22 protein-coding genes and 2 tRNA genes are annotated in these 22,630 nt (G+C 69.7%); 14 read left to right on the top strand and 10 right to left on the bottom strand.

Annotated elements, in window-relative coordinates; translation table 11 throughout:
* Positions 1 to 71: 71 nt before the first annotated feature.
* The 5 genes from QSK25_RS13375 to QSK25_RS13355 form a co-directional block, all read right to left on the bottom strand.
* Positions 72 to 395 carry a hypothetical protein gene (locus QSK25_RS13375; RefSeq protein WP_285638457.1) on the bottom strand — a complete coding sequence of 108 codons (324 nt, stop codon included), beginning with the start codon at positions 393 to 395 and terminating at the stop codon, positions 72 to 74.
* On the bottom strand, positions 395 to 1,348 hold the full coding sequence (locus QSK25_RS13370; RefSeq protein WP_285638450.1) for a tetratricopeptide repeat protein: 954 nt from the start codon (positions 1,346 to 1,348) through the stop codon (positions 395 to 397). Before QSK25_RS13370 ends, QSK25_RS13375 begins: the two co-directional genes overlap by 1 nt.
* A gap of 80 nt (positions 1,349 to 1,428) precedes the next feature.
* Positions 1,429 to 2,856, bottom strand: a complete 1,428-nt coding sequence (rox, locus tag QSK25_RS13365) for a rifampin monooxygenase (protein ID WP_285638448.1) — start codon at positions 2,854 to 2,856, stop codon at positions 1,429 to 1,431.
* 141 nt (positions 2,857 to 2,997) lie between these two features.
* Positions 2,998 to 3,390, bottom strand: a complete 393-nt coding sequence (locus tag QSK25_RS13360) for an NUDIX hydrolase (protein WP_285638446.1) — start codon at positions 3,388 to 3,390, stop codon at positions 2,998 to 3,000.
* Between the two features lie 10 nt (positions 3,391 to 3,400).
* Positions 3,401 to 3,982 carry an FMN-dependent NADH-azoreductase gene (locus QSK25_RS13355; RefSeq protein ID WP_285638444.1) on the bottom strand — a complete coding sequence of 194 codons (582 nt, stop codon included), beginning with the start codon at positions 3,980 to 3,982 and terminating at the stop codon, positions 3,401 to 3,403.
* An 82-nt stretch (positions 3,983 to 4,064) separates the two neighbouring features.
* On the opposite strand from QSK25_RS13355, the gene QSK25_RS13350 reads away from it, so the two are divergent.
* Positions 4,065 to 4,538, top strand: a complete 474-nt coding sequence (locus QSK25_RS13350) for a MarR family winged helix-turn-helix transcriptional regulator (RefSeq protein ID WP_285638442.1) — start codon at positions 4,065 to 4,067, stop codon at positions 4,536 to 4,538.
* On the opposite strand, the gene QSK25_RS13345 is transcribed toward QSK25_RS13350, so the two are convergent.
* Entirely contained in the window at positions 4,535 to 5,722 is a 1,188-nt protein-coding gene (locus tag QSK25_RS13345) for an NAD(P)/FAD-dependent oxidoreductase (protein WP_285638440.1), read from the bottom strand. The two genes, QSK25_RS13350 and QSK25_RS13345, sit on opposite strands and share 4 nt — an antisense overlap.
* A 176-nt stretch (positions 5,723 to 5,898) precedes the next feature.
* On the opposite strand from QSK25_RS13345, the gene QSK25_RS13340 reads away from it, so the two are divergent.
* Genes QSK25_RS13340 through QSK25_RS13330 form a run of 3 tightly spaced genes read left to right on the top strand, consistent with a single transcriptional unit; the run spans position 5,899 to position 8,992 of the window.
* Positions 5,899 to 6,099, top strand: a complete 201-nt coding sequence (locus QSK25_RS13340; RefSeq protein ID WP_285638438.1) for a hypothetical protein — start codon at positions 5,899 to 5,901, stop codon at positions 6,097 to 6,099.
* A gap of 53 nt (positions 6,100 to 6,152) precedes the next feature.
* The gene (locus tag QSK25_RS13335) at positions 6,153 to 7,652 is read left to right on the top strand and encodes an AMP-binding protein (protein ID WP_285638436.1); all 1,500 of its coding nucleotides are present in this window, start codon (positions 6,153 to 6,155) and stop codon (positions 7,650 to 7,652) included.
* A gap of 29 nt (positions 7,653 to 7,681) precedes the next feature.
* The gene (locus tag QSK25_RS13330) at positions 7,682 to 8,992 is read left to right on the top strand and encodes a response regulator transcription factor (protein ID WP_285638434.1); all 1,311 of its coding nucleotides are present in this window, start codon (positions 7,682 to 7,684) and stop codon (positions 8,990 to 8,992) included.
* A gap of 243 nt (positions 8,993 to 9,235) precedes the next feature.
* On the opposite strand, the gene QSK25_RS13325 is transcribed toward QSK25_RS13330, so the two are convergent.
* Positions 9,236 to 10,474: a helix-turn-helix domain-containing protein gene (locus QSK25_RS13325; RefSeq protein WP_285638432.1), complete on the bottom strand. Its 1,239-nt coding sequence runs from the start codon at positions 10,472 to 10,474 to the stop codon at positions 9,236 to 9,238.
* 29 nt (positions 10,475 to 10,503) lie between these two features.
* Between QSK25_RS13325 and QSK25_RS13320 the strand changes: the two genes are divergently transcribed.
* The 3 genes from QSK25_RS13320 to QSK25_RS13310 all read left to right on the top strand — a co-directional run bounded on the left by QSK25_RS13320 (position 10,504) and on the right by QSK25_RS13310 (position 12,793).
* Positions 10,504 to 10,647, top strand: a complete 144-nt coding sequence (locus QSK25_RS13320; RefSeq protein ID WP_285638430.1) for a hypothetical protein — start codon at positions 10,504 to 10,506, stop codon at positions 10,645 to 10,647.
* A 134-nt stretch (positions 10,648 to 10,781) separates the two neighbouring features.
* On the top strand, positions 10,782 to 11,264 hold the full coding sequence (locus QSK25_RS13315; RefSeq protein WP_285638702.1) for a PH domain-containing protein: 483 nt from the start codon (positions 10,782 to 10,784) through the stop codon (positions 11,262 to 11,264).
* Positions 11,261 to 12,793, top strand: coding sequence for a PH domain-containing protein (locus tag QSK25_RS13310; protein WP_285638428.1), 1,533 nt, complete (start codon positions 11,261 to 11,263; stop codon positions 12,791 to 12,793). The genes QSK25_RS13315 and QSK25_RS13310 overlap by 4 nt, the downstream gene beginning before the upstream one ends.
* Here QSK25_RS13310 and QSK25_RS13305 read toward each other — a convergent pair.
* Positions 12,790 to 13,725 (bottom strand): GlxA family transcriptional regulator, encoded by a 936-nt coding sequence (locus QSK25_RS13305; RefSeq protein WP_285638425.1) that lies wholly within the window; start codon positions 13,723 to 13,725, stop codon positions 12,790 to 12,792. The genes QSK25_RS13310 and QSK25_RS13305 overlap by 4 nt on opposite strands.
* 104 nt (positions 13,726 to 13,829) lie before the next feature.
* Here QSK25_RS13305 and QSK25_RS13300 point away from each other — a divergent pair, with 104 nt between their 5' ends.
* Positions 13,830 to 15,062, top strand: coding sequence for an MFS transporter (locus QSK25_RS13300; RefSeq protein WP_285638423.1), 1,233 nt, complete (start codon positions 13,830 to 13,832; stop codon positions 15,060 to 15,062).
* Here the strand turns inward: QSK25_RS13300 and QSK25_RS13295 are convergent.
* Positions 14,994 to 16,514: a helicase HerA-like domain-containing protein gene (locus tag QSK25_RS13295; protein ID WP_285638422.1), complete on the bottom strand. Its 1,521-nt coding sequence runs from the start codon at positions 16,512 to 16,514 to the stop codon at positions 14,994 to 14,996. The two genes, QSK25_RS13300 and QSK25_RS13295, sit on opposite strands and share 69 nt — an antisense overlap.
* Before the next feature lie 72 nt (positions 16,515 to 16,586).
* On the opposite strand from QSK25_RS13295, the gene orn reads away from it, so the two are divergent.
* The 3 genes from orn to QSK25_RS13280 all read left to right on the top strand — a co-directional run bounded on the left by orn (position 16,587) and on the right by QSK25_RS13280 (position 19,057).
* Positions 16,587 to 17,192, top strand: a complete 606-nt coding sequence (gene orn / locus QSK25_RS13290; RefSeq protein ID WP_285638420.1) for an oligoribonuclease — start codon at positions 16,587 to 16,589, stop codon at positions 17,190 to 17,192.
* A 66-nt stretch (positions 17,193 to 17,258) separates the two neighbouring features.
* Positions 17,259 to 17,331: transfer RNA gene (locus tag QSK25_RS13285), tRNA-His, on the top strand.
* A 97-nt stretch (positions 17,332 to 17,428) separates the two neighbouring features.
* Entirely contained in the window at positions 17,429 to 19,057 is a 1,629-nt protein-coding gene (locus tag QSK25_RS13280; RefSeq protein WP_285638701.1) for an ABC-F family ATP-binding cassette domain-containing protein, read from the top strand.
* On the opposite strand, the gene QSK25_RS13275 is transcribed toward QSK25_RS13280, so the two are convergent.
* Positions 19,058 to 20,194: a L,D-transpeptidase gene (locus QSK25_RS13275; protein WP_285638418.1), complete on the bottom strand. Its 1,137-nt coding sequence runs from the start codon at positions 20,192 to 20,194 to the stop codon at positions 19,058 to 19,060. It lies immediately after the preceding gene.
* A 287-nt stretch (positions 20,195 to 20,481) separates the two neighbouring features.
* Between QSK25_RS13275 and QSK25_RS13270 the strand changes: the two genes are divergently transcribed.
* The 3 genes from QSK25_RS13270 to QSK25_RS13260 all read left to right on the top strand — a co-directional run bounded on the left by QSK25_RS13270 (position 20,482) and on the right by QSK25_RS13260 (position 22,471).
* Positions 20,482 to 20,555 (top strand) — tRNA-Lys (locus tag QSK25_RS13270).
* A gap of 121 nt (positions 20,556 to 20,676) precedes the next feature.
* Positions 20,677 to 21,450 (top strand): maleylpyruvate isomerase family mycothiol-dependent enzyme, encoded by a 774-nt coding sequence (locus tag QSK25_RS13265; protein ID WP_285638416.1) that lies wholly within the window; start codon positions 20,677 to 20,679, stop codon positions 21,448 to 21,450.
* Between the two features lie 241 nt (positions 21,451 to 21,691).
* Positions 21,692 to 22,471, top strand: a complete 780-nt coding sequence (locus QSK25_RS13260; protein ID WP_285638700.1) for an NADP-dependent oxidoreductase — start codon at positions 21,692 to 21,694, stop codon at positions 22,469 to 22,471.
* Positions 22,472 to 22,630: the final 159 nt, after the last annotated feature.

Here is a 22,630-nt window from a genome sequence, read left to right as displayed (position 1 = left end):
TCGTCGCGCGTTTTCGCGCGACATGGGTGAAAGAGCCTTCCGATGAGGAAAGTGGTTGCTGGAAGAGAGATTCAGCGACCGGAAGGCGGTGAACGAGCGGGCTGCGGGGTCCAGCGGATGCCCTCGGGCGTGCGGTGCACGCGCCGGGCGAACGAGACGACGAACCGCATCGGCAGCGCGGGCTTCGCGACCGGCGGCACGTCGGACGCCACCTGGGCCTGCGGCACCTGGGCGGCGTGCGGGTTGTGCGGTTTGGGGGCGGTGACCGGGAGGTTCGCGACGTCGTGGCCGTGCTGGACGACGGCACCGGCCACCACGGGCTCCGCGGGCGCGCCGACGATGAACAGCTGTCCGAGGAACAGCAGGAACGCGAGCGCGACCGCGTTGCGACGCATCACCGCTTCCTGCCTCCACCGACGTAGACGAGCGCTCCCCCCACGACAGCGCACAACCAGGAAAGCACAAGTGGCTGCATCGTCGTAGCCCCGAGGAACAACGCGATGGTCCAGCCGACGAGAACGAGGGCCGAAACGCCCAGCAGGGACACCGTCACGGCGAGCTTGCGCAGGCTGAAGAGCAGCGAGAACGGTCGCAGCCGCAGCCCCACGACCAGGCAGCACAGCACCAGCGCGCCGGTGAAGAACCCCAGGTAGGGCGTCGGGCGGGGCATGCCCGCGATCAACGCGAGTAAACCGCCGCCGATGAGCAGCAACGAGAGAGTGCGCAGCGCACGCCACACCTGGACCTTGTTCAACTGCGACGGCGCGGGAGGCCTGGCCGAACGCCGCCGTTGCACGGTCGCGAGGTTCGCCTTCGAGTCCGCGTCGGACGGATCGAGCTTGATCGCCGCCCGGTACGCGTGCTCGGCGGTGCCCCAGTCGCGCATCCGCAGCGCCGCGTCGCCGAGCACCTGGAACGCCCGCGCCTCGCTCGGGGCGAGCTGCGAGGCGTGCAGGGCCGAGTCGAACGCCTCCACGGCGCCCTCCGGCGCGTCGGCGAGCACCTCGGCGAGCACGACGTAGCCGCGCCAGTCGCCGGGTTTGCGCCGCACGGACTCGCGGGCCGAGACCGCCGCCTCGGAGTGCCGGCCGAGGTCGCTCAACGCCAGCGCGGCCAGCCGCTGCGGCCAGGCGGGATCGCCGTCGAGGACCATCGCGCGCTTGGCGGAGTCGAGGGCCTGGTCCGCCTCACCGAGGTCGAGGTGGGCGGCGGCGAGGCGGCACCACGCCTCGGAGTGCCGAGGGTTCGCCGCCACGAGGGGCCGCAACAGGTCGATGGCCTGCCGCGGCTTCCCCGAGGCGGTGAGTTCGGCGGCACGCAGGAGCACCGCTGTCATCGGCTCGGACACGCCGCACAGTGTGACAAAGCGGTCCGCGCCCCCGAACGGGTGACCTCCGGCGGGGGTCGCCGAGGTCACCCGTCAGGTGCTCAGCCCGCCGCGCCGAACCAGCGCGCGAGCTCCCCTTCGAGCGACGCCTGGTCCTCCCCGGCCCACGCCACGTGCCCGTCCGGCCGGATCAGCACGGCGGGCGCGTCGAGCTCCTCGCTCACGTCCACGACGTGGTCGACCCGGTCCGCCCAGCCGCCGACGGACAACGTCCCGGCCTGGTCGAGCAGGATCGCGCGCCCCGCGTGCATCTGCGCGTAGAGCCCGCCGCGCTTCAGCGCCAGGTCCCCGATCCGGCGCCCGACCAGCGGGTTCTCCGAGCCGAGGTCGTAGCGCACCGCCACCGCGATGATCTTCTCGATGAGGTAGCGGTTGACCTCCTCGAACTGCACGAGCTCGGTGAGCAGCCGCCGCACCGCCTGCGGCCCCGGTTCGACCTTCATCAGCTCGATCTGCGCGCGGGTGTTGTTCAGCACCTCCTCGGCGGTCGGGTGCCGTTCGGCCTCGTAGGTGTCGAGCAACCCCTCAGGCGCCCACCCGTGCACCGCGCCCGCGAGTTTCCAGCCCAGGTTGAACGCGTCCTGCACGCCCAGGTTGAGTCCCTGCCCACCCGTGGGCGGGTGGACGTGGGCCGCGTCGCCCGCGAGGAACACCCGGCCGGACCGGTACCGCTCGGCCTGCCGCGTGGCGTCACCGAACCGGGACAGCCAGCGCGGCGAGTGCACGCCGAAGTCCGTGCCCGCGACCTTCACCAGCTGCTGCTTCACGTCGTCGAGGGTCGGCACGACGGCCCGGTCCTCGTGCACGCCGTCCGCGGGCACGACGACGCGGTACGTCGCGGTGCCGCCGATCGGCCCGATGCCGAACCGCTTCTGCGTCTTGCGGACCTCCAGCATCAACGGCATCGCCTCCTCCCACGGGATGCCGATCTCCATCTCGCCGAGCAGCGTCTCCACTCGCGACGGCTCGCCGGGGAAGTCGATGCCGGCCAGCTTGCGCACGGTGCTGCGGCCGCCGTCGCACCCGACGAGGTACCGCGCGCGCAACGACGTGCCGTCCTCGAGCGTGACCGACACGCCGTCGTCGTCCTGCTCGAACGCCGTGACGGTGACGCCGCGCCGGATCTCGGCGCCGGCTTCGAGGGCGTGTTCGGTGAGCAGGCGCTCGATCCGCGGCTGCGGCAGGCCGAGCACCACCGGGTACTTCGTGTCGAGCTGCGCGGGCGCGGGCCTGTCGATGCCCGCGAAGAACCCGGCCAGCGGATGGGTCTGGCCCGCGTCCAGGAACCGCTCGGCGAGGCCGCGCTGGTCCATCACCTCGATGCTGCGCGCGTGCAGCCCGAGCGCCTTGACGACCTTCGTCGGCTCGGCGTCCCTCTCCAGCACCAGCACGCCCACTCCGTGCAGGCGCAACTCCCCGGCCAGCATCATGCCGGTCGGTCCACCGCCGGCGATGATGACGTCGATCATGGAGTCTTCCCCATTTCCCCAGGTAGATGACGTTGGCCGGGAAATGATGAAGTACACCCGGGGTCTTGTGGCAAGACCCCAGGTGCGCTATATGTTGAAGTGGGAGGAGCGCGCTGCTCTCCTTTTTTGCGTTTCCAGGGGTCAGCGAAGAAGCCCGGCCTCGTTCAGGTGGGCGAAGATGATCCGGTCCACCGGCGAGACGCGGTCCGCGTCCGCGGTGGTCAGCCAGGCGAGTTCCTCGATCTCGGCCGATGCCACCGGTTCCCCGTCGAACGACGCGGTGTAGCAGGTCATCCGCACGGTCACCCCCGACGAGTGGCCGTGCGCCTGCGCTTCGAACGTCCCGACGTGCTCCGCCGTCTCCGCGTCGATCTCGACGGACAGCTCCTCGCGGATCTCGCGCACGAGCGTCTCGACGTCGGACTCCCCCTGCTCACGCTTGCCGCCCGGCAGGTAGTACGTGTCCTTGCCCCGCGACCGGGTGCCGAGCACCTGGCCGTCCTTCAGATAGATCCAGGCCACCTTGTCGATCACGAGACCGACATTAGGCGCTGGCCAGCTCCTTGACCACGCGGTGCGCGTCGGCGAGCGACTCGACGGCGAGCTCGCGGAACTGGTGCATCTGCGGCACGACGTCCGCCAGCGTCAGCTCGGCGTGCACGAACTCCAGCCGCTGGTCGAGCCCGACCATCGACAGCACGGCCCGCAGGTACGGCTCCTGGAAGTCGAACCCCTCCCGCGGCGTGCCCGGCTTGTAGGAACCACCACGAGCCGTGACGACCACGACGCGCTTGCCGCCCCACGCGAACGTGCCGTCCTCACGGGCGAAGTGCTCGGAGGTCGCGACCTGGTCGATCCACGCCTTGAGCGTCGACGGGATCGAGTAGTTGTACATCGGCGCGCCGAGCAGGATCACGTCCGCCGCGTCGATCTCCGCGATCAGGCCGGCCGAAATCCCCTGGTCGGTGCCGTCCTTGTGCGGGATGGGCGACGCGTGCAGGTCCCGGTAGGTGTAGCCGGAACCGGGGTTGGCGGCACGCCAGCTCTCCGCGAACGCGCCGGACACCTCGCGGGTCACGGATCCCTCGTACCGAATGCTCGTGTCGATGTGCAGCAGATTGGTCATACTCGGAACATACGAGCAGAGAACTTCCGAGTCAAGATGTTCTGAGCTGAGAACATCTCTTCCGGGATGTAGGATGGAACACATGGAGGAGCAGCCGGAACTGATCGAAGCCTGCTTGGAGAAGTGGGACATCAACTGGCTGCTGCACCGCGCCGCCCAGCGGGTCGGCGCGTCGTTCGCCGAGGAGATCACCAAGTTCGGCGTCTCCCTGCGCGGCCAGCTCGTGCTCCAGGCGCTCGCCAACGAAGAGGTCCAGCGCACGCAGCTCAAGCTCGGCGCGATGCTCGGCCTCGACAAGACCACGCTGACGAGCGAGCTGGACAAGCTGGAGCGCGCGGGCCTCGTGATGCGCGTGCCCGATCCGAACGATCGCCGCGTGCGCACGCCGGTCATCACGGACAAGGGCCGGGCGCTGCAGAAGGAGGCCGGTGACGCGCTCGCCGAGGTCGAACGCGCCTACCGGGCCCGGTACTCGGCCGAGGAGATGGCCGTGATCCGCAAGGTGCTGCAGGACCTCTCGAAGGGCGAGGGGCCGCTGCAGGGGTCCTGCATCTAGACGAGCGCTCCCAGGTCGGCTTCCTTCAGCTGCTCCGCCGTCACCGTCGCCTGCGCGTCCACCAACGCCTTGAGCGCCGTGCCGTGATCCCACACGTTGACGTTCATCGCCGCCCGCAACCGCCCGTCCCGCAGCCAGAACGCGATGAACTCCCGCGCGGCCACGTCCCCGCGCACCACCAGCTCGTCGTCGGGGTCGGCCAGGCCGCGGTACTCCATGCCGAGGTCGTACTGGTCGGTGAAGAAGTACGGCGACTTCACGTACGGCTCGTCCAGGCCGATCAACGACCCGGCGACGTGCGTGCCCTGGTCCTTCGCGTTCGCCCAGTGCTCGACGCGCACCCGGCCGCCGTAGCGCGGGTGTTCCTGCGCGGCGATGTCACCGGCCGCGAACACGTCCGGCGCGGAGGTGCGCAGCACCGCGTCGACCGCCACCCCGCCGGAGGCCAGCGACAGCCCCGCCGCTTCCGCCAGTTCCAGGCGTGGCGTCGCTCCCACGGCCAGCACCGTCACGTCCGGGTGCAGCTCGGTGCCGTCGTCCAGCCGCACGCCGGACGGCGAGAAGCCCGCCACGCCGGTGCCGAGCTCGAACTCCACGCCGTGCTCTTCGTGCAGGCCGCGGAACATCGCGCCCATCTCGGGTCCCAGCACGCGCACCAGCGGTTCGGCCAGCGGGTCGACGACCGTGACGCGGCAGCCGTGCGTGCGGGCGGCGGAGGCGACCTCGCAGCCGATCCAGCCCGCGCCGATGACCACGACGTGCCTGCCCTCGCGCAGCGCGGACTTCAGCGCCACCGAGTCGTCCAGGGTGCGCAGCACATGTCCTTGAGCGCCAGGCAGAACGCGGGGCCGCGAGCCGGTGGCGAGCAACAGCCGGTCGTAAGGGCGGACGGCTCCGTCCGAGTCGACGATCGTGTGGTCGTCCGGCCGGAGTTCCAGGACGGAGACGCCGAGCTGGAGGTCGATCTCGTTGTCGGCGTAGAAGCTCGGCTCGTGCACCCAGGCCGGTTCGGCGGCCTTGCCGAGCAGCACGTCCTTGGACAGCGCGGGGAGTTCGTACGGGCGGTGGTGTTCGGTGCCGAACATCGTGATCTTGCCGCCGTACCCGCGGTCGCGCAGCGCGCCCGCCGCGGAGGCACCGGCGAGCCCCGTTCCGACGATGACGATGCGTTGCGGTTCCGCCATTTTCACCCCTCCAGGTGACCTATTCTCGTCCCAGCTGCGACGCTAACCGCAGCTCGGCGCGGTCGCCTGACGGAATACCCGGAACCGTCGTCATGACGAACGGTGACACACGTCTCTCTGACGTGAGCGCCGGTGGCACCGCGCCGGCGCGCCGAGTGAGCTGGAGGAAGAACCCCGTGGGAGCCAAAGAGGAGTGGCAGGTGAGCTGCCGCGACATCGCTTCGCGCCGACGGGACATGACGGTGTTCGTCAGCCAGGGGCACATCGTGATCACCGTGCCGCCGGGCGAGGCCGCCGTCCTGACACCACTGGAGGTAGGCCGGTTGCGAGCGGCGCTGCGCGATGCCGTCGTGAGCGCCTCCAACACCGACACGTGACCGCCGTCACACCGTTACCTACTCGCAAGTAGGTAGATGGCAGAGTGGGTCGCATGGTGACCCGCGTGCTGCTGACCCTGGTCAAAGCCGGAGTGATCCGGCCGTTGGGCCCGCGTGGGCTCGCCGGCACCGTGCGCGGGTACCTGCATTGGGACATCACCCTCGCGTGGGGGTATCAGACGGGCGCCGGACGGCACCCGGACCGGGCCGCGATCGTCGACGACGAGGGCGTGCTCACCTACGCCGAGGTGCACGAGCGCACCAGCCGGCTCGCGCACGCCTTCCGCCCCCGGGAACGCGTCGGGCTGCTGCTGCGCAACGGCCGCGCGTTCATCGAGACGATGACGGCGTGCACCAAGGTCGGTGCGGACGCCGTTCTGCTCAACACCGGTCTGAGCCGAGGACAACTGGCCCAGGTCGCCCAGGACCAGGAGATCGACCGGATCGTCGCCGACCGCGAGTTCGCCGGCGTGCTCCCGGACCTCCCCACGTTCTTCGCCGACGAACTCGAAGGCCTGATCGCGAACGGCCCGCGCACCTCACTCCCCCGCCGGCCCCCGCGCGGCAGGCTGATCATCCTCACGTCCGGCACCACCGGCAGCCCGAAGGGCGCGCGCCGGCCGGAACCCGCGAGCCTCGCCCCCGCCGCCGCCCTGCTGTCGCGGATCCCGCTCAGGCACGGCGACGTCATCTCCATCACCTCGCCGCTCTTCCACGCCTGGGGCCTCGCCGCGTTCCAGCTCGGCCTGGTGCTCGGCGCCACCCTGGTGCTGCGCCGCAAGTTCGACCCCGCGCAGGCGTTGCGGGACGCCGACCGGTGCACCGCGATGTTCGTCGTCCCCGTGATGCTGCAACGCATGCTGGAGACCGGGCACCGGCCGAAGCTGCGGGTCATCGCCTCCAGCGGTTCGGCCCTGCCGCCGAAGGTCGCGGCCCGCACGCTGAGCGAGTTCGGCCCGGTGCTCTACAACCTCTACGGGTCGACCGAGGTGAGCTGGGCCAGCATCGCGACGCCCGAGGAGATGCTGAAGGAGCCGGGCACGGCGGGCAAGCCACCGCTCGGCACCAGACTGGCCATTGTGGACGAGCACGGCACACCGGTGGCGCCGGGCGAGACCGGCCGGATCTTCGTCGGCAACGAGATGCTGTTCGACGGGTACACCAACGGCACCAGCAAGGAGTCGCTGAACGGCCTGATGTCGACCGGCGACCTCGGCTACCTCAAGGACGGCCTGCTGTTCGTGGCCGGACGCGACGACGAGATGATCGTCTCAGGTGGCGAGAACGTGTACCCGCACGACGTCGAGGACCTCATCTCGACGATGGAGGACGTCACCGAGGTCGCGGTGCTCGGCGTGCCGGACGACGAATGGGGCCAGCGCCTCGCCGCGTTCGTTGTAGGCGCAAAAACACTTACGGCCGAACAGGTCCGCGACCACGTGAAGGCGAACTTGGCGCGATACTCCGTTCCTCGCGACGTTTTCTTCGTCGAGGAGCTGCCTCGCAACGCGGCCGGAAAAGTGTTGAAACGTCAACTCCGCGACCACCGCTAGGCTCGCCCCCGGAGTGAGGGGGCTTCACCATGACGGTTCCCGGCAGGACCGCGGATCCGCGGTCCAACGCCGTGCACAACCTGCGCGAGGCGAGGATCGCCCTGGACGAGGGCAGGCCGGGCGAAGCGTTGGAGCACGCCGAAAAGGCGGTGGCCGCGTTCACGTGGCTGGACGACGTCGAGGGCGTCGCGGAAGGCGTGCTGACGCAGTCGGTGGCGCTGGGCAAGCGGGGGCTGTGGCCGAGCGCGCTCGACACCATCGACAAGGTGCAGGAGATCGCGACCGCCAACCGCCACATCGGACTCCAGGCGCGGTGCAGCTTTTCCCGTGCCGTGGTGGAACTGCGACTCGACTCTCGGGAACGCAGCTTCAACTCGTTCGCCCGCGCGCTGGGCCTCGCGGAGCTCACCGGCGACAACGAGCTGATCGGCTCCGTGCTGTTCGAACAGGCACGGGTGATGCGCATGCAGTACCACGAGCACTGCATGATCCGGACGGAGGAGAGCCGGTGCAGCCTCGACGGCGAGCCGTGCGTGCGCAAGCTCCGGCGCGCGGAAGCGTTGTGCGCCCAGGTCCGCGACCGCTGGAAGACGCTCGGCGACCCGGTGCGGATGGCGATGGTCAACGTCCTGCTGACACACGTGCGCATCGATCTGGGTGAACTTGACCGCGCGCACCGCAGCTGGCAGCGCGCTGACCAGTTGCTTGCCGGAAGGAACCGGCCGGTCGCCCGCGCGGAGGCGTTGATGGCGCGGGCCAGGCTGAGCGGGGCGCGGGCGCGCCATCCCGAGCAGATCGCCCAGCTCACCCAGGCCGCGGAACTCGCGATGAGCTGCCTCGCCCGTGAGGTCGCGGTGCACGCGCACCAGCAGCTCAGCGAGGCGCACGAACGCGCGGGCGACCTCGAACGCGCGTTGCGCCACGCGCGCCTGCAACTGGAGCAGTACCGGTTGTGGGAGCTGCAGGAGGGCCGCGATCTGCTGCGGATGCGCGAGCACGACCTGTCGTCACGACTCGTGGAACAGTTGGCGCACAGGCGTTTCGAGCCCAAGCGCGAGAACTCCGCGGTGCGCGTGCCGAACGCCGGCGAACTCCACGAGACCGGTACCGCCGAGCACACGAACACCCGGATCGCCCGCGCGCTGCGAGCAGGACTCACCAAACGCGGCATCGAGGTGCTGCGACTCGTGGCGGCCGGAGCGAGCACGGCGATGATCGCGGAGTCGCTCGGCCTGTCCCCCAAAACCGTGCAGAACCACCTGCAACGCATCTACTCGACGCTGGACGTCAACGGCCGGGCCGGCGCCATCGTGTGGTGGATGAACCTGACCACCGCGTAGACATCCATTGTCAAGCTATTGACAATTCGACCGTCCGGCGATGTTGACCATCGCCCGTTCGGCCGCTTGCCGCTGACCGGGAACTGCCGGTTCACGGGTGTTTTACCCACTGACGCACAGCGTAATTGGGTGATGTGATGGGTAACTGGTCTGTGTCATGCTCCGTTAACAACGTGTCCAGTCAATGAGCGAGGGCCGGTCATGGTGAGGCAACGCCGCTGCGCACCAGTGCTGCGACCGGCACTAGTGCTTGCGCAGCGCGATGCGTGCCACGTCCCGCCACAGCAGTGGATCGACGCCCTCGGGGTCGATGTTCTCCAGCAACCCGGCCAACGCGGCCCGCGCGTCACGACCGCCGGACGACTCGGCCTCGTCGGCCACCCGCACCAGCAGCAGGTGGCACCGCAGCTGTTGTTCGGCGTCGAGGTGACCCGTGGCGAGCGCGCCCTCCGCGAGGGTGCGCGCCCGGTCGACCTCGCCGTCGCGCAACGCGAGTTCGGCGCGCAACGCGCCGGCCTGCGCGAGCAGCCCCTCCTGGCGGCGCACGGCCGCGGCCGTCGTCTCCACGTCGTCCAGCAACGCGACCACGTCGTCGAGGTTCGTGCCGGGCGTGCGCAAGGCGATGGACGCCCCGGCCAGGCGAACCCGGCAGCGGTACTCGGGATCGCCGTCGAAGTCGTCCAGCATCGAGACGGCCTCGCGGATGCAGTGCGCGGCCTCCGTCCGGTCCCCCAGCCGGTCGGCGACCTCGGCGCGCGCCCACCACGTGGAGATCGCGAGCCGATCGCGGCCGAGTTCGGGCAGCCGCGCGGAAAGCTGGTCCACGACCTGTTCGGCGTCGGCGAGCCGGCCCGCGGAGGTGAGTTCCCCGCACAACGCGATGAGAGCGCGGGTCTGCACACGACGCACCCGTTCGCCGTCACCGCCCGCCAGCTCAACGGCTTCGCTCGCGGCCTTCACGGATTCGGCCGTCCGGCCGAGGCGCCGCAACGAGGATGCGCGCAGGATCTCTGCGAGCGCGTCCACCGCCGGACCGGGAGACCACGACTTGCGCAGCTTCGCCGCCGCCAGCAGCAGACCCTCGTGGTCGCGCTGCCTCGCGAGCATCACCAGGCGCGTCCAGCGCACGCACCAGCCGAACATCTCCTCGTCGGTCCGCTTTCCCAGCGTCTCCAGCAGATCGACGGCCAGCACGAGGTCGCCGTCGTGGTACGCGAGCAGGGCCTCGCACCACGCCAGGGCCTCGTCCTGCATGGCGGTGCCGTCCTCGTCGACCACCAACTCGGAGGGGTCGACGCCGAGCACCTCGGCGAGTCTGCGCACGACGGTGGGCGACGGCACCCGTTCGCCGGACTCGAGCCGCGACACGTAGCTCATCGAGACGCCGGGGCACGCGAGGTCCTTTTGCGACAAACCCCGTTGCAGCCGGACCGCCCGCAACCGCGCGCCGAACCTCGTCAACGACTTCCTGCCCTCATCCACGGCCGCCACCTAACGAAGGAGCCCCTTCAATGAAGTCGAACACTATCGCCCGGACCGTCGCCGCCGTGATCCTCGCATTGGGGGCCGTGCTCGCGATGGCCGGCGCGGCCTCGGCGGACGACCCGGACGCCGAGTTCACCCCGCCGTACGCCTCCGCCTCCGTCCAGCCCTGATCGACCGGCCGGGGGCGGTCCTGCCTCCCTCGCAAGCAGGATCGCCCCCGGCCCGCCAGGACGATCACCGACACACCAATTGACACACCTGGCCACACCACCGGGTACGAGTGGTGCACCCTTGTGGGGTGACTCTGCAACTGCGCACGCCTGCACACCAGGTGAGTCCGAAGTCGGTCCTGCTGTGGACGATGCAGGCCGCCACATTCTGGCTGGTGTTGTTCGTGCCCCAGCTCGTCGTCTTCCTGCTGGTGAGCAGGCCGCCGACGTGGGAGCTGGCGCTCTTGATCGCCACCGGCGTGGTCGGCGTCCTGCACACCGCGATCGAGCCGAGCTGGCGCTACCGCGTCCACCGCTGGGAGACCACGCCGGACGCCGTGTACACGCTCTCGGGCTGGCTGAACCAGGAGTGGAGAGTCGCACCGGTCTCGCGGATCCAGACGATCGACACCAAGCGCGGGCCGTTCCAGCAGATGCTCGGCCTGTCGACGGTGACGGTGACGACGGCGTCGGCCGCCGGTCCCGTCGAGATCGAGGGCCTGGCGCACGAGGTCGCGCAGCGGCTCGTGGTGGAACTGACGAACACCACCCAGGCCACGCCGGGTGATGCCACGTGACCGCGGAGGTTCCTTCGGGACTGCCCGCGGCACCGGAGTTCACCGAGCCGTTGCAGGAGTGGCACCGCCTGCACGTGCGGATGCTGGTCGTGCGGCCGCTCAACGAGGGCATCGCGATGCTGGTGCCGATCCTCGTGCTGCTGTTCACCGGCAACGGCGAGAAGTGGCGGCTCATCGCGTCCGGCGCGACGGTCGCGGCGATCCTCGCGTTCAGCTACCTCATCTGGCGCACCACGAAGTACCGCATCACCGACGAGCAGGTCGAGCTGCACACCGGTCTGCTGACCCGCAAGCAGCTCGCGGTACCGCGCGATCGCATCAGGACGGTCGACCTCACCTCCAAGCCGGGCCACCGGATCTTCGGGCTGTCGGCGGTGCGGATCGGCACGGGCCAGCAGGACGTTCCGGGCACGGACGGGCTGACGCTCGACGCCGTGACGCAGCAGGAGGCCGAGCGGCTGCGCTTGTTGTTGCTGCAGAAGGGAGTCACGCCCCGGGCCGCGGCCGCCGAGGGCTCGCCCGAACAACCGGCTCCGCTGCCCGAGTCCGAGGTGATCTCGCAGCTCGACCTGAAGTGGCTGAAGTACGCGCCGCTGTCGTTGTCGGGGCTCGTCGCGATCGGCGCGCTCTTCGGTGTGCTGTCGAACTACGCCGACGACCTCGGCCTGCACCCGGTGCAGGACCTGTGGGAGTGGCTGTTCGAGAACCCGAGCCTCGCCCTGTTCGCCGGCTTCCTGGTCGTGCTGGCGGTGGCCGGGCTGATCCTCTCGGTGCCGCTGTACGTCCTGCAGTTCTGGAACTACCGGCTGACCCGCGAGCCGGACGGAACCGTGCGCGTGCAACGGGGTCTGCTCACCACCCGCTCGGTTTCCGTGGAGGAGCAACGTCTTCGCGGCGTCGACGTCCAGGAACCGCTGCTGGTGCGCGCGGGCAAGGGCGCGAAGCTCGCCGCCGTCACCACGGGCCTGGGTTCGAAGGGCGAGAGCAACCTGCTGCTGCCGCCCGCGCCGTTGTCGGTGGCGCACCAGGTCTCGCGTGACGTGCTGAAGGTCGGCAACGACCCGACGACGTTGCGGCTGCGCAAGCACCCGTTCGCCGCGTTGCGCCGCAGCATGGTCCGGCACACCCTGCCGTGGATCGTGATCGCGGTCGGGCTAGCGCTCTTCGCGCCGTCGTGGGCGTGGCCGATCCCGGTGGCGGTCCTGCCGTTCGCGGCGCTGGTCGGCTGGGACAACTACCGGTCGCTCGGCAACGCGCTGGACGAGCGTTACCTGGTGACGCGCAACAACTCCCTCGTGCGCAGCACCGTCGCGTTGCAGCGCACCGGCATCATCGGGTGGCGCATCCAGAGGTCGTTCTTCCAGCGTCGCAGCGGTCTGATGACCATCGGCGCGACCACGGCGGCCGGCGCGGGCATCTACCACGTGACGGACGTCGGCGAGTCCCACGGGCTGGCGCTCGCGGACGAGGCCGTGCCGGAGTTGTTGCGCCCCTTCCTGATCGACACCGGCAAGTCCACAGAGGACTAGGCCGAGCGGAACGTCTGGCGGTAGGCGCTCGGTGAGACACCGACGCTTGCCGCCAGCTGCTGCCGCAACGCCGCGCCGGTGCCGAACCCGGCGTGGTTCGCGACCTGGTCGATCGGCAGGTCGGTGGTCTCCAGCAGGTGCCGGGCCCGGTCGACGCGCTGCTGGGTCAGCCACTGGCCGGGCGACATGCCGGTCTCGGCGCGGAACCGGCGGGTGAACGTGCGCACGCTCATCCGCACCTGCGCCGCCATCGCGGCCAGGTCCAGCGGTTCTTGGAGCCGCTCCAAGGCCCATTCGCGGGCGAGCGCGGTCGAGGTGTCCGGGTAGGTCGGCACGGGCCGGTCGACGAACTGGGACTGGCCGCCCTGCCGCCACGCCGGGACGACGCAGTAGCGCGCGACCCAGTTCGCGACCTCGCTGCCGTGGTCGGACCTGATGACGTGCAGGCACAGGTCGATGCCCGCCGCGACGCCCGCCGAGGTGAGCACGTCGCCGTCGTCGATGAACAGCACGTCCGGGTTGAGCCGCACCTTCGGGTAGAGCCGGCGGAACTCGTCGGTGGTGTTCCAGTGCGTGGTCGCGGGCCTGTCGTCGAGCAGCCCGGCGGCCGCCAGCACGAACGCCCCGGTGCAGATCGACATGATCCGCGGCGCGTTCGTCGTGGTCAGCGCTTCCAGGACCGCCGGTTCGAGCCACCCCTCGCGCGCGGGCTGGTAGTGGGTGCCCGGCACGAGCACCGTGTCCGCGTCTTGGAGCACCTCCAAGCCGTGGTCGGGCGCGATGGTGAAGCCGCCGCTGGTCGGGATCGGGCGGCGGTCCGGCGAGCAGACGACCACCTCGTAGCGGTCCTTCAACCTCGCGAACATGTGCGTGGAGCTGCCGAGGTCGAACGCCACCGACTGCTCCAGGGCGAGAACGGCGATCCGGTGCATGGCCCGATTCTTTCACATGTTGGCCATCGGGCCACTGGTTGGAGCCACGCCGATCGCCGAACCTTGTCGGCGTGAGACTCCATTGGGCCTGGGTTGTCGCAGGCGTGTCCTTCATCGCCCTGGTGGGCGCCGCGTCGTTCCGCGCGGCGCCCGGAGCGTTGATCGAGCCCCTGCGGGCGGAGTTCGGCTGGTCCACCGGCACGATCTCGCTCGCCATCTCGATCAACCTGTTGCTGTACGGACTGACCGCGCCGTTCGCGGCCGCGCTGATGGACAAGTTCGGCGTGCGGATCGTCGTCACCTACGCGTTGACGATGGTGGCGATCGGCAGCGGCCTGACCGTGTTCATGACCGCGTCCTGGCAGCTGGTCCTGCTGTGGGGCGTCGTGGTCGGGCTCGGCACCGGCTCGATGGCGCTGGCGTTCGTCGCGACGATCACCGGACGCTGGTTCGTGAAGCACCGCGGCCTGGTCACGGGCGTGCTGACGGCCGGTGGCGCCGCCGGCCAGCTGGTGTTCCTGCCGACCGTGGCGTGGCTGTCGGAGAGCTACGGATGGCGGCCCGCGTCGCTCGTCATCTGCATCGCCGCGCTGGCCGTCGTGCCGCTGGCCGCGTTCTTCCTGCGCGAGTACCCGCGTGACGTGGGGCTGCTGCCGCTCGGCGCGACCGAGGACACTCCCCCGCCGCCGGGTGGAGGTGCCGCTCGACGCGCGATCGGCGGACTCGTCCAGGCCGCGAAGACCCGGCCGTTCTGGCTGCTGGCCGGCGGGTTCGCGATCTGCGGCGCGTCCACGAACGGTCTGGTGGGCACGCACTTCATCCCCGCCGCGCACGACCACGGCATGCCGACGACGACCGCCGCCGGGCTGCTCGCGCTGGTGGGCGTGTTCGACATCGTGGGCACGATCGCGTCCGGCTGGCTGACCGACCGCGTCGACTCGCGGCTGCTGCTCGCGGGCTACTACGCGTTGCGCGGCCTCTCGCTGATGCTGCTGCCGCAGCTGTTCGGCGAGTCGGCGCACCCGTCGATGCTGGTGTTCATCATCTTCTACGGCCTCGACTGGGTGGCGACCGTGCCGCCGACCGTGGCGTTGTGCCGGCAGTACTTCGGCATGTCCGGGCCCGTCGTGTTCGGCTGGGTGTTCGCGTCGCACCAGCTCGGCGCGGCCCTCGCGGCGTCCGCGGCCGGCCTCACCCGCGACCACCTGGGCAGCTACGACCTGGCCTGGTACGTCGCGGGCGGGCTCTGCATCGGCGCGGCGGTGCTGTCAGCGTCGCTTGCGCGAAGTCCCGAAGAGCCCTCGCGTGATCTCGCGAGCCAGGGCGCTGCCCGCTGACCGCAGGAACGACTTGACGGCGCTGTTGCCGAGCACCTTCTCGACCATCCCCGGTTCCTCCTTCTCCTGGCGCTGCTGGGGAGGAGGTTCCGGGGCCTGTTCCTGTTGGGGCGGCGCGACTTTCGCCATCAGCTGCTCGTAGGCGGACTCGCGGTCGACCGTCTCGGCGTACTTGCCGTGGAGATCACTGGCCTGAGCGGCCTGCCTGATCGCGTCGTTGCCGATGGTGTCCATCAACGAGCGGGGCGCGCGCAGCCGGGTCCACGCGACCGGGGTCGGCGCGCCCTTCTCGCTCAGCACGGTGATGATCGCCTCGCCGATGCCGAGCGACGTGAGCGCCTTCTCCAGGTCGTAGTGCGGGGTCGTCGGGTACGTCTTCACCGTGCGCGCCAACGCCTTCTGGTCGTCCGGCGTGAACGCCCGCAGGGCGTGCTGGACGCGGGCGCCGAGCTGCGACAGCACGTCGTTCGGGATGTCGGTCGGCAGCTGGGTGCAGAAGAAGACGCCGATGCCCTTGGACCGGATCAGCTTCACGGTCTGGGTGATCTGGTCGAGGAACGCCTTGGAGGCACCGGAGAACAGCAGGTGCGCCTCGTCGAAGAAGAACACCAGCTTGGGCTTCTCGACGTCACCCTCCTCCGGCAGCGTCTCGAAGAGTTCGGCCAGCAGCCACATCAGGAACGTGGAGAAGAGCGCCGGGTTGCCCTGGAGCTCCGCGAGTTCGAGCAGGCTCACGACGCCCTTGCCGTCGCGCTCGCGCATCAGGTCGGCCGGGTCGAGCTCGGGTTCGCCGAAGAACCTGTCGCCGCCCTGCGCCTCCAGGTTGACCAGGGCCCGCAGGATCACGCCCGCCGTGGCGCTGGAGACCCCGCCGATGCCCTTGAGGTCCGCCTTGCCCTCGTCGCTGGTGAGGTGCTGGATGACGCTGCGCAGGTCCTTGGTGTCGAGCAGCGGCAGGCCCTTCGAGTCGGCCCAGTGGAAGATCAGGCCGAGCGTCGACTCCTGCGTGTCGTTCAGGCCGAGCACCTTCGACAGCAGGATCGGCCCGAAACTCGTGATCGTCGCCCGCAGGGGCACACCGATGCCGCCCGTGCCGATCGACAGGAACTGCACCGGGAACGCCGTGGCGGCCCAGTCGTCACCGGTGTCGGCGGCCCTGGTCTTGGTCCGATCGCTCTCGGCACCCTGCTGCGACAGGCCGGACAGATCGCCCTTCACGTCCGCCATCAGCACCGGGACGCCGTTGTTCGACAGCTGTTCAGCGAGCAGCTGGAGGGTCTTGGTCTTGCCGGTTCCCGTTGCGCCGGCGACGAGTCCGTGGCGGTTGACCATGGACAACGGGATGCGGACGTGTGCGGTCGGCTCGACCTGGCCGTCGACCAGCACAGCACCGAGTTCGATGGCCGCGCTCTCGGACGCGTACCCAGCAGCGATGTCACCCTGAGCCGTCATGCACGAGGAGCGTAACCAGGTTGCCGCACGCCGCCACTCGAAGTTGAGCCCTGGCGCAGTAATGTTTCGGGCGTGATGGATCGTCTGGTGTGGATCGACTGCGAGATGACCGGACTCGACTTGGGCAAGGACGCTCTGATCGAGATCGCGGCACTGGTCACGGACGCCGAGCTCAACGTGCTCGGCGAGGGTGTGGACATCGTGATCCACGCTCCCGATGACGTGCTGGCCTCGATGCCGGAGGTCGTCATGCAGATGCACGCCAAGTCGGGCCTGACCGAGGAGGTGCGCGCGTCGGCCGTCTCGCTGGAGGAGGCCGAGGCCGCCGTGCTGGCCTACATCAAGGAGTGGGTGCCGGATCCCCGGACCGCTCCCCTGGCCGGCAACTCCATCGCCACCGACCGCGGCTTCATCGCCCGCGACATGCCGGCGTTGGACGCGCACCTGCACTACCGCATGGTCGACGTGTCGTCGATCAAGGAGCTGTGCCGGCGCTGGTACCCGCGCATCTACTACGCGCAGCCGGGCAAGGGTCTCGCGCACCGGGCTCTGGCGGACATCGTCGAGTCGATCCGGGAGCTCGCGTACTACCGGCGGACGGCGTTCGTGCCTCAGCCCGGGCCGTCGACCGAGCAGGCCCAGGCCGTGGCCGCTGACCTGCTGAAGGACGTCAAGTAGACCCCCGATTTCTTAATCGGTGGATGGCGTTGCTATGCTTTCCTCGCTGGTCAACGACCGGCAATGGTGGGTGTAGCTCAGTCGGTAGAGCACTGGGTTGTGATCCCAGGTGTCGCGGGTTCAAGTCCCGTCACTCACCCTGACAAGCCGGACCATGTTCGCAAAAAGCGCGAACATGGTCCGGCTTCGTTTTGTATCTGGGGGCCGAGCCCCCGGACCCCCATCCGTCGGAGCGCATTGTGACCACTCTTGTCGCCAAGGACCTCGCCGCCGGTCACGGTGACCGCGTCCTGTTCTCCGGCCTGGACCTGGTGGTCGCTCCCGGCGACGTCATCGGCCTCGTCGGCGTGAACGGCGCGGGCAAGTCGACGTTGCTGAAGACCCTGGCCGGGCTGATCCCGGCCGAGTCGGGCCGGGTGTCGCTGAACCCGCCGGCCGCCAACGTCGGTCACCTCGCCCAGGAGCCCGAACGTCTCGAAGGCGAGACCGTGCGCGACTTCCTGGCCCGCCGCACCGGCGTCGCCGACGCGCAGCGCGCGCTGGACGTGGCCACCGAGGCGTTGACCGCGGGCAACGACGAGGGCTATTCCGAGGCGTTGGACCAGTGGCTCGCGCTGGGCGGCGCGGACCTGGAGGAGCGGTCGCTGGAAGTCGTCGCCGACCTCGGGCTCACCGTCGGCCTGGACGCGCTGATGACGTCGCTCTCCGGCGGCCAGGCCGCCCGCGCGGGCATGGCGTCGTTGCTGCTCAGCCGCTACGACATCTACCTGCTCGACGAGCCCACCAACGACCTCGACCTCGACGGCCTGGAGCGGCTGGAGAAGTTCGTGACGGGCCTGCGCGCCGGCACCGTGCTGGTGTCGCACGACCGCGAGTTCCTGGCCCGCACGGTCACCAGCGTCCTGGAACTCGACCTGCACCAGAACGCCGTGCACCTCTACGGCGGCGGCTACGAGTCATACCTCGAAGAGCGCGCGCGTGCGCGTCAGCACGCACGTGACGACTACGAGGAGTACGCCGACACCAAGTCGTCGTTGGAGGCCCGCGCGCGCATGCAGCGCTCGTGGATGGAGAAGGGCGTGAAGAACGCCAGGCGCAAGGCTGGCGACAACGACAAGAACGCCCGCAAGTTCCGTGCGGACGCCACGGAGAAGCAGGCCTCGAAGGCCCGCCAGACCGACCGCATGATCGAACGCCTCGACGTCGTCGAGGAGCCCCGCAAGGAGTGGGAGCTGCGGATGGAGATCGCGTCCGCTCCCCGTTCCGGCGCCGTGGTGGCGTCGCTGCGGGCGGCCGTCGTCTCGCGCGGTTCGTTCACGCTGGGCCCGGTGGACCTGCAGATCGACTGGGCGGACCGGGTGGCGATCACCGGCGCGAACGGCGCGGGCAAGTCGACGCTGCTCGGGGCGTTGCTGGGCCGGGTGGAGCTGTCCTCGGGCTACGCGACGCTGGGCTCCGGCGTCGTGGTCGGTGAGGTCGACCAGGCGCGTGGGCTGTTCCTCGGCGACCTGCCGCTGGTGGACGCGTTCGAGGAAGCGGTGCCGGAGATGAACCCGGCCGACGTGCGGACGTTGCTCGCGAAGTTCGGGCTGAAGGCCGCCCACGTGATGCGTCCCGCGGCTTCGTTGTCGCCGGGTGAGCGGACGCGGGCGGCGCTCGCGTTGCTGCAGGGCCGCGGGGTGAACCTGCTGGTGCTGGACGAGCCGACCAACCACCTCGACCTGCCGGCGATCGAGCAGCTCGAGTCCGCCCTGGAGAACTACCCCGGCACGTTGCTGCTGGTCACGCACGACCGACGGATGCTGGAGGCCGTGCAGGTGAACCGTCACCTGACCGTCGAACGCGGCCAGGTGACGGTGTCCTAGCTACCCGCGGTTGCCCTGGACCCAGGTCTCCCACGGGACCTGCCAGTCGCCGAAGCCGTCCCACGACTCCAGGGCAGGGCCACCGGAGTTGACGACGGTCACGACGTCGCCCTGCTTGCTGTTGTCGAACACCCACTTGGCGTTCTCGGGCGACAGGTTGAGGCAGCCGTGGCTCACGTTGCGCTTGCCCTGGTCGCCGATGGACCACGGCGCGCTGTGGAAGAAGATGCCGCTGTTGGACATGCGGTAGGCCCAGTCGACCGGCGTCTTGTAGCCGCCGTTCTCCAGCGCCAGGCCGTACGTGGTCGAGTCCATGATCATGTGGTCGTGCTTCTCCATCAGCACGTACGTGCCGACGGGGGTGGCGTCGGCCGGCTTGCCCATGGAGGTCGGCATGGTCTTCACGACCTGGCCGTTGACCTTGACGTTGACCGTGTGCGCGGCGCCGTCGGCCTCGTAGATGACCTCGTCGCCGACCGTCGTGGTGATCGTGCGGTCTTCCTGGCCGTAGATGCCGTCACCGATGTGCTTGCCGTAGACCTTGATGTTCATCGTGATCTTGGTGCCTGACTTCCAGAACGCCTGCGGACGCCAGTGCACCTCCTTCTTGTTGAACCAGTAGAAGGCGCCCTCGACCTTGGGCTCGGTGGTGATCTCCAGCATCTTCTCGGCCGCGACCTTGTCGGCCACCGGCTCGTCGAAGTAGAAGGCGAGCGGCTGCCCGACACCGATCGTGGTGCCGTCCTGCGGGTTGGTCGAGACGTAGGTGAGCGTGCGCGGCTTCACCGTCGTGAAGCTCGTCTCCTTGGTCTCGGACTTGCCGTCCTCACCGGTGGCCGTGGCGACGAGCTTGTAGGCCTTCGAGTAGCCGAGCGGCTCGGTGTTGTTCCACTGCGTCGACTCGGGGTTCATCTTGCCCTCGACGACCTTGCCGTCGGCGTTGGTCAGCTTGACGTCGGTCAGCTTCCCGTCCGCCGCCGTGGCGATGACGGGCAGGCCGGGCGCCACGTCGGCGGAGCCGTTGGCCAGCCCCAGCGTCAGCGTGACGGGTTTCGGCGGCGGAGGAGCAGTGCTCGACTCGCCACCGGTGCCCCCACTGGCCGCGTCACCGCCGCCCGAACAGCCTGCGATCAGCATCACAGCGATTCCCGCCGCGACGACCCCACGACCGCGCCTGCTCCACATCCCCATCGATGTACTTCCGATCTGCTTGTCGCCCGCTCCCGAGACTGCCTGCACGTAGTCGTTTTGGCGTCCCCCGACTAGGTGACGACACGGGGTGGGCCGAAGTTGCGGGAGTGGCCGGATCGTTACGTGGCCGATGCACCCGCCAAACGTGCGCTGACCAGCCGATTGGGAGCGCGCAGAGGCGCTGTGCTAACGTTCTTCACGTCGGAACGAGCAAGGCTCCGGCACACAAACAAGCGCCGCTAGCTCAGTTGGTTAGAGCAGCTGACTCTTAATCAGCGGGTCCGGGGTTCGAGTCCCTGGCGGCGTACTCCAGAGAAGCAGGTAGAGATTCGTCTCTACCTGCTTCTCTGCTTTTCGGGTGCTCATCCGAATTCTCCCCGTTCCGGATCAAAGGAACACATCCGCGGGCCGGGGAGTTGGGGGCAGGTATGAGTCAACTCGTCGACCGCACGATCGCCGCCCTGCGTGCCGAGCACGACGTGCTCGCCGATCTCGTCCGCACCCTCACCGACGAGCAGCTGGCGCTCGCCAGCGGTGCCTCGGAGTGGACCGTCGCCCAAGCTCTGTCGCACCTCGGCAGTGGCGCGGAGATCGGCCTCGCGCCGATCGCCCGGGCCGCCGGTGAGGACGTGGCGGCCGAGGACAACCAGACGATCTGGGCCCGCTGGGACGCCTCCGCGCCGCGGGCGCAGGCCGAGGGCTTCCTGGAGCACAACGGCCGCTGGCTCGACGTGGTCGAGGCGCTCACGCCCGAGCAGCGCTCGTCGCTGACCGTCGACCTCGGGTTCCTGCCGGAGCCGGTCCCGCTGCTGACCGCCGTGGGCATGCGGCTCAACGAGGTGGCCAACCACTCGTGGGACGTGCGCGTGGCGTTCGACGCGCAGGCCGGCGTGCACGCCGACTCGGCCGCGGTGCTCGTCGACCTCCTGACCGGGCCCTTGGGCTTCCTGCTGGGCTTCCTCGCGAAGCCGGGCGAGATCGCTGCCCCCGTGTCCGTCGGGATTCCCGGTGGCGGTCTGGTGATCGACGACTCGGTCACCGTGGTGGACCACCTCGAGTCGCCGTCCGCGACGTTCGCCGGGCCGCAGGAAGCGTTCGTCCGGCTGCTCAGCGGCCGGCTGAAGGCGCCTTATGACAACGGCGTCACCGTCGAGGGCGCTGTCACGCTCGACGACCTGCGTCGCGTGTTCCCCGGCTTCTGACGGGAACCACGCGGGTATGAGCCGGCTCGCGCACGGGGCGCGCAATGGCAGCGCACGGCGGCGAGATCGAGGCTTCGCGCTGACGGAAAGCGGCATGGCACCAACACGCCAGCGCCCTGCGGCGCGCCGGACTGGTTCCCGTTCCCCGGCCCCGAGTGGTCCCAGATCCGGGACCGGAACGGGGTTGGTTTCGGAGTCTCGCCGGCACCCGCTGCCGTTCACCACGACCGAGGACGACGCCATGAAGGCCATCACCGTTCAGGACAAGGGTGCCGGTCCCGCCGGGCTCACCCTGACCGACCGCCCCCACCCGCACGCCGCCGAGAACGACGTCGTCGTGCGCGTGCACGCGGCCGGGTTCACCCCCGGCGAGCTGGAGTGGCCGGGCACCTGGACCGACCGGGCGGGCCGCGACCGCACGCCCAGCGTGCCCGACCACGAGCTGTCCGGCGTCGTGACGGAACTCGGCTACGGCACCACCGGTCTCACCGTCGGGCAACGGGTGTTCGGGCTGGCCGGCTGGACCCGCGACGGCTCGCTCGCCGAGTTCACCGCCGTCGAGGCCCGCAACCTCGCACCGCTGCCCGCGGACGTCGACCACACCGTCGGCGCGGCGCTACCGATCTCCGGCCTGACCGCCTGGCAGGCGTTGTTCGACCACGCCCGGATCCGGAGTGGACAGACCGTGCTGGTCCACGGCGCGGCGGGCGCGGTGGGGTCGATCGCCGTGAAACTCGCGCGCAGGGCCGGCGCGCACGTCGTCGGCACGGGCCGGGCGCACCACCGCGACGTGGCGTTGAGCTTGGGCGCCAACGCCTTCGTCGACCTCGGCACCGAACGGCTGGAGGACGTCGGCGAGGTCGACGCGGTGCTGGACGTGTTCGGCGGCGAGGTCCTCGAACGCTCCGCCGCGCTGGTGCGGGTGCTCGTCGGCGAGCGTTATCCGCTGGAGGAAGCGGTCACCGCGTTCACCGCGAAACGCGGGGAAGGCAAGCCGGTGATCGTGGTCGCGGAGCGCTGACCCCGAAAGCATCATCCCCGAGAAGCAGGTCGAGCACCGCCTCGACCTGCTTCTTCGCATTTTCCGGTACGGAATTCCCGGTCCCAATGGGGTTCTGCAAACGTTTCGAATTCCCTAATTCACATATCTGACTTTTCACATGCTCGAACGTTTTTCACG

Origin of the sequence: Lentzea sp. NBRC 102530, assembly GCF_030269365.1 — a bacterium.
Lineage (GTDB): Bacteria > Actinomycetota > Actinomycetes > Mycobacteriales > Pseudonocardiaceae > Lentzea.
Note: the sequence above shows the minus strand (reverse complement) of the source record. Positions and strands in the feature narration are given on the sequence as shown.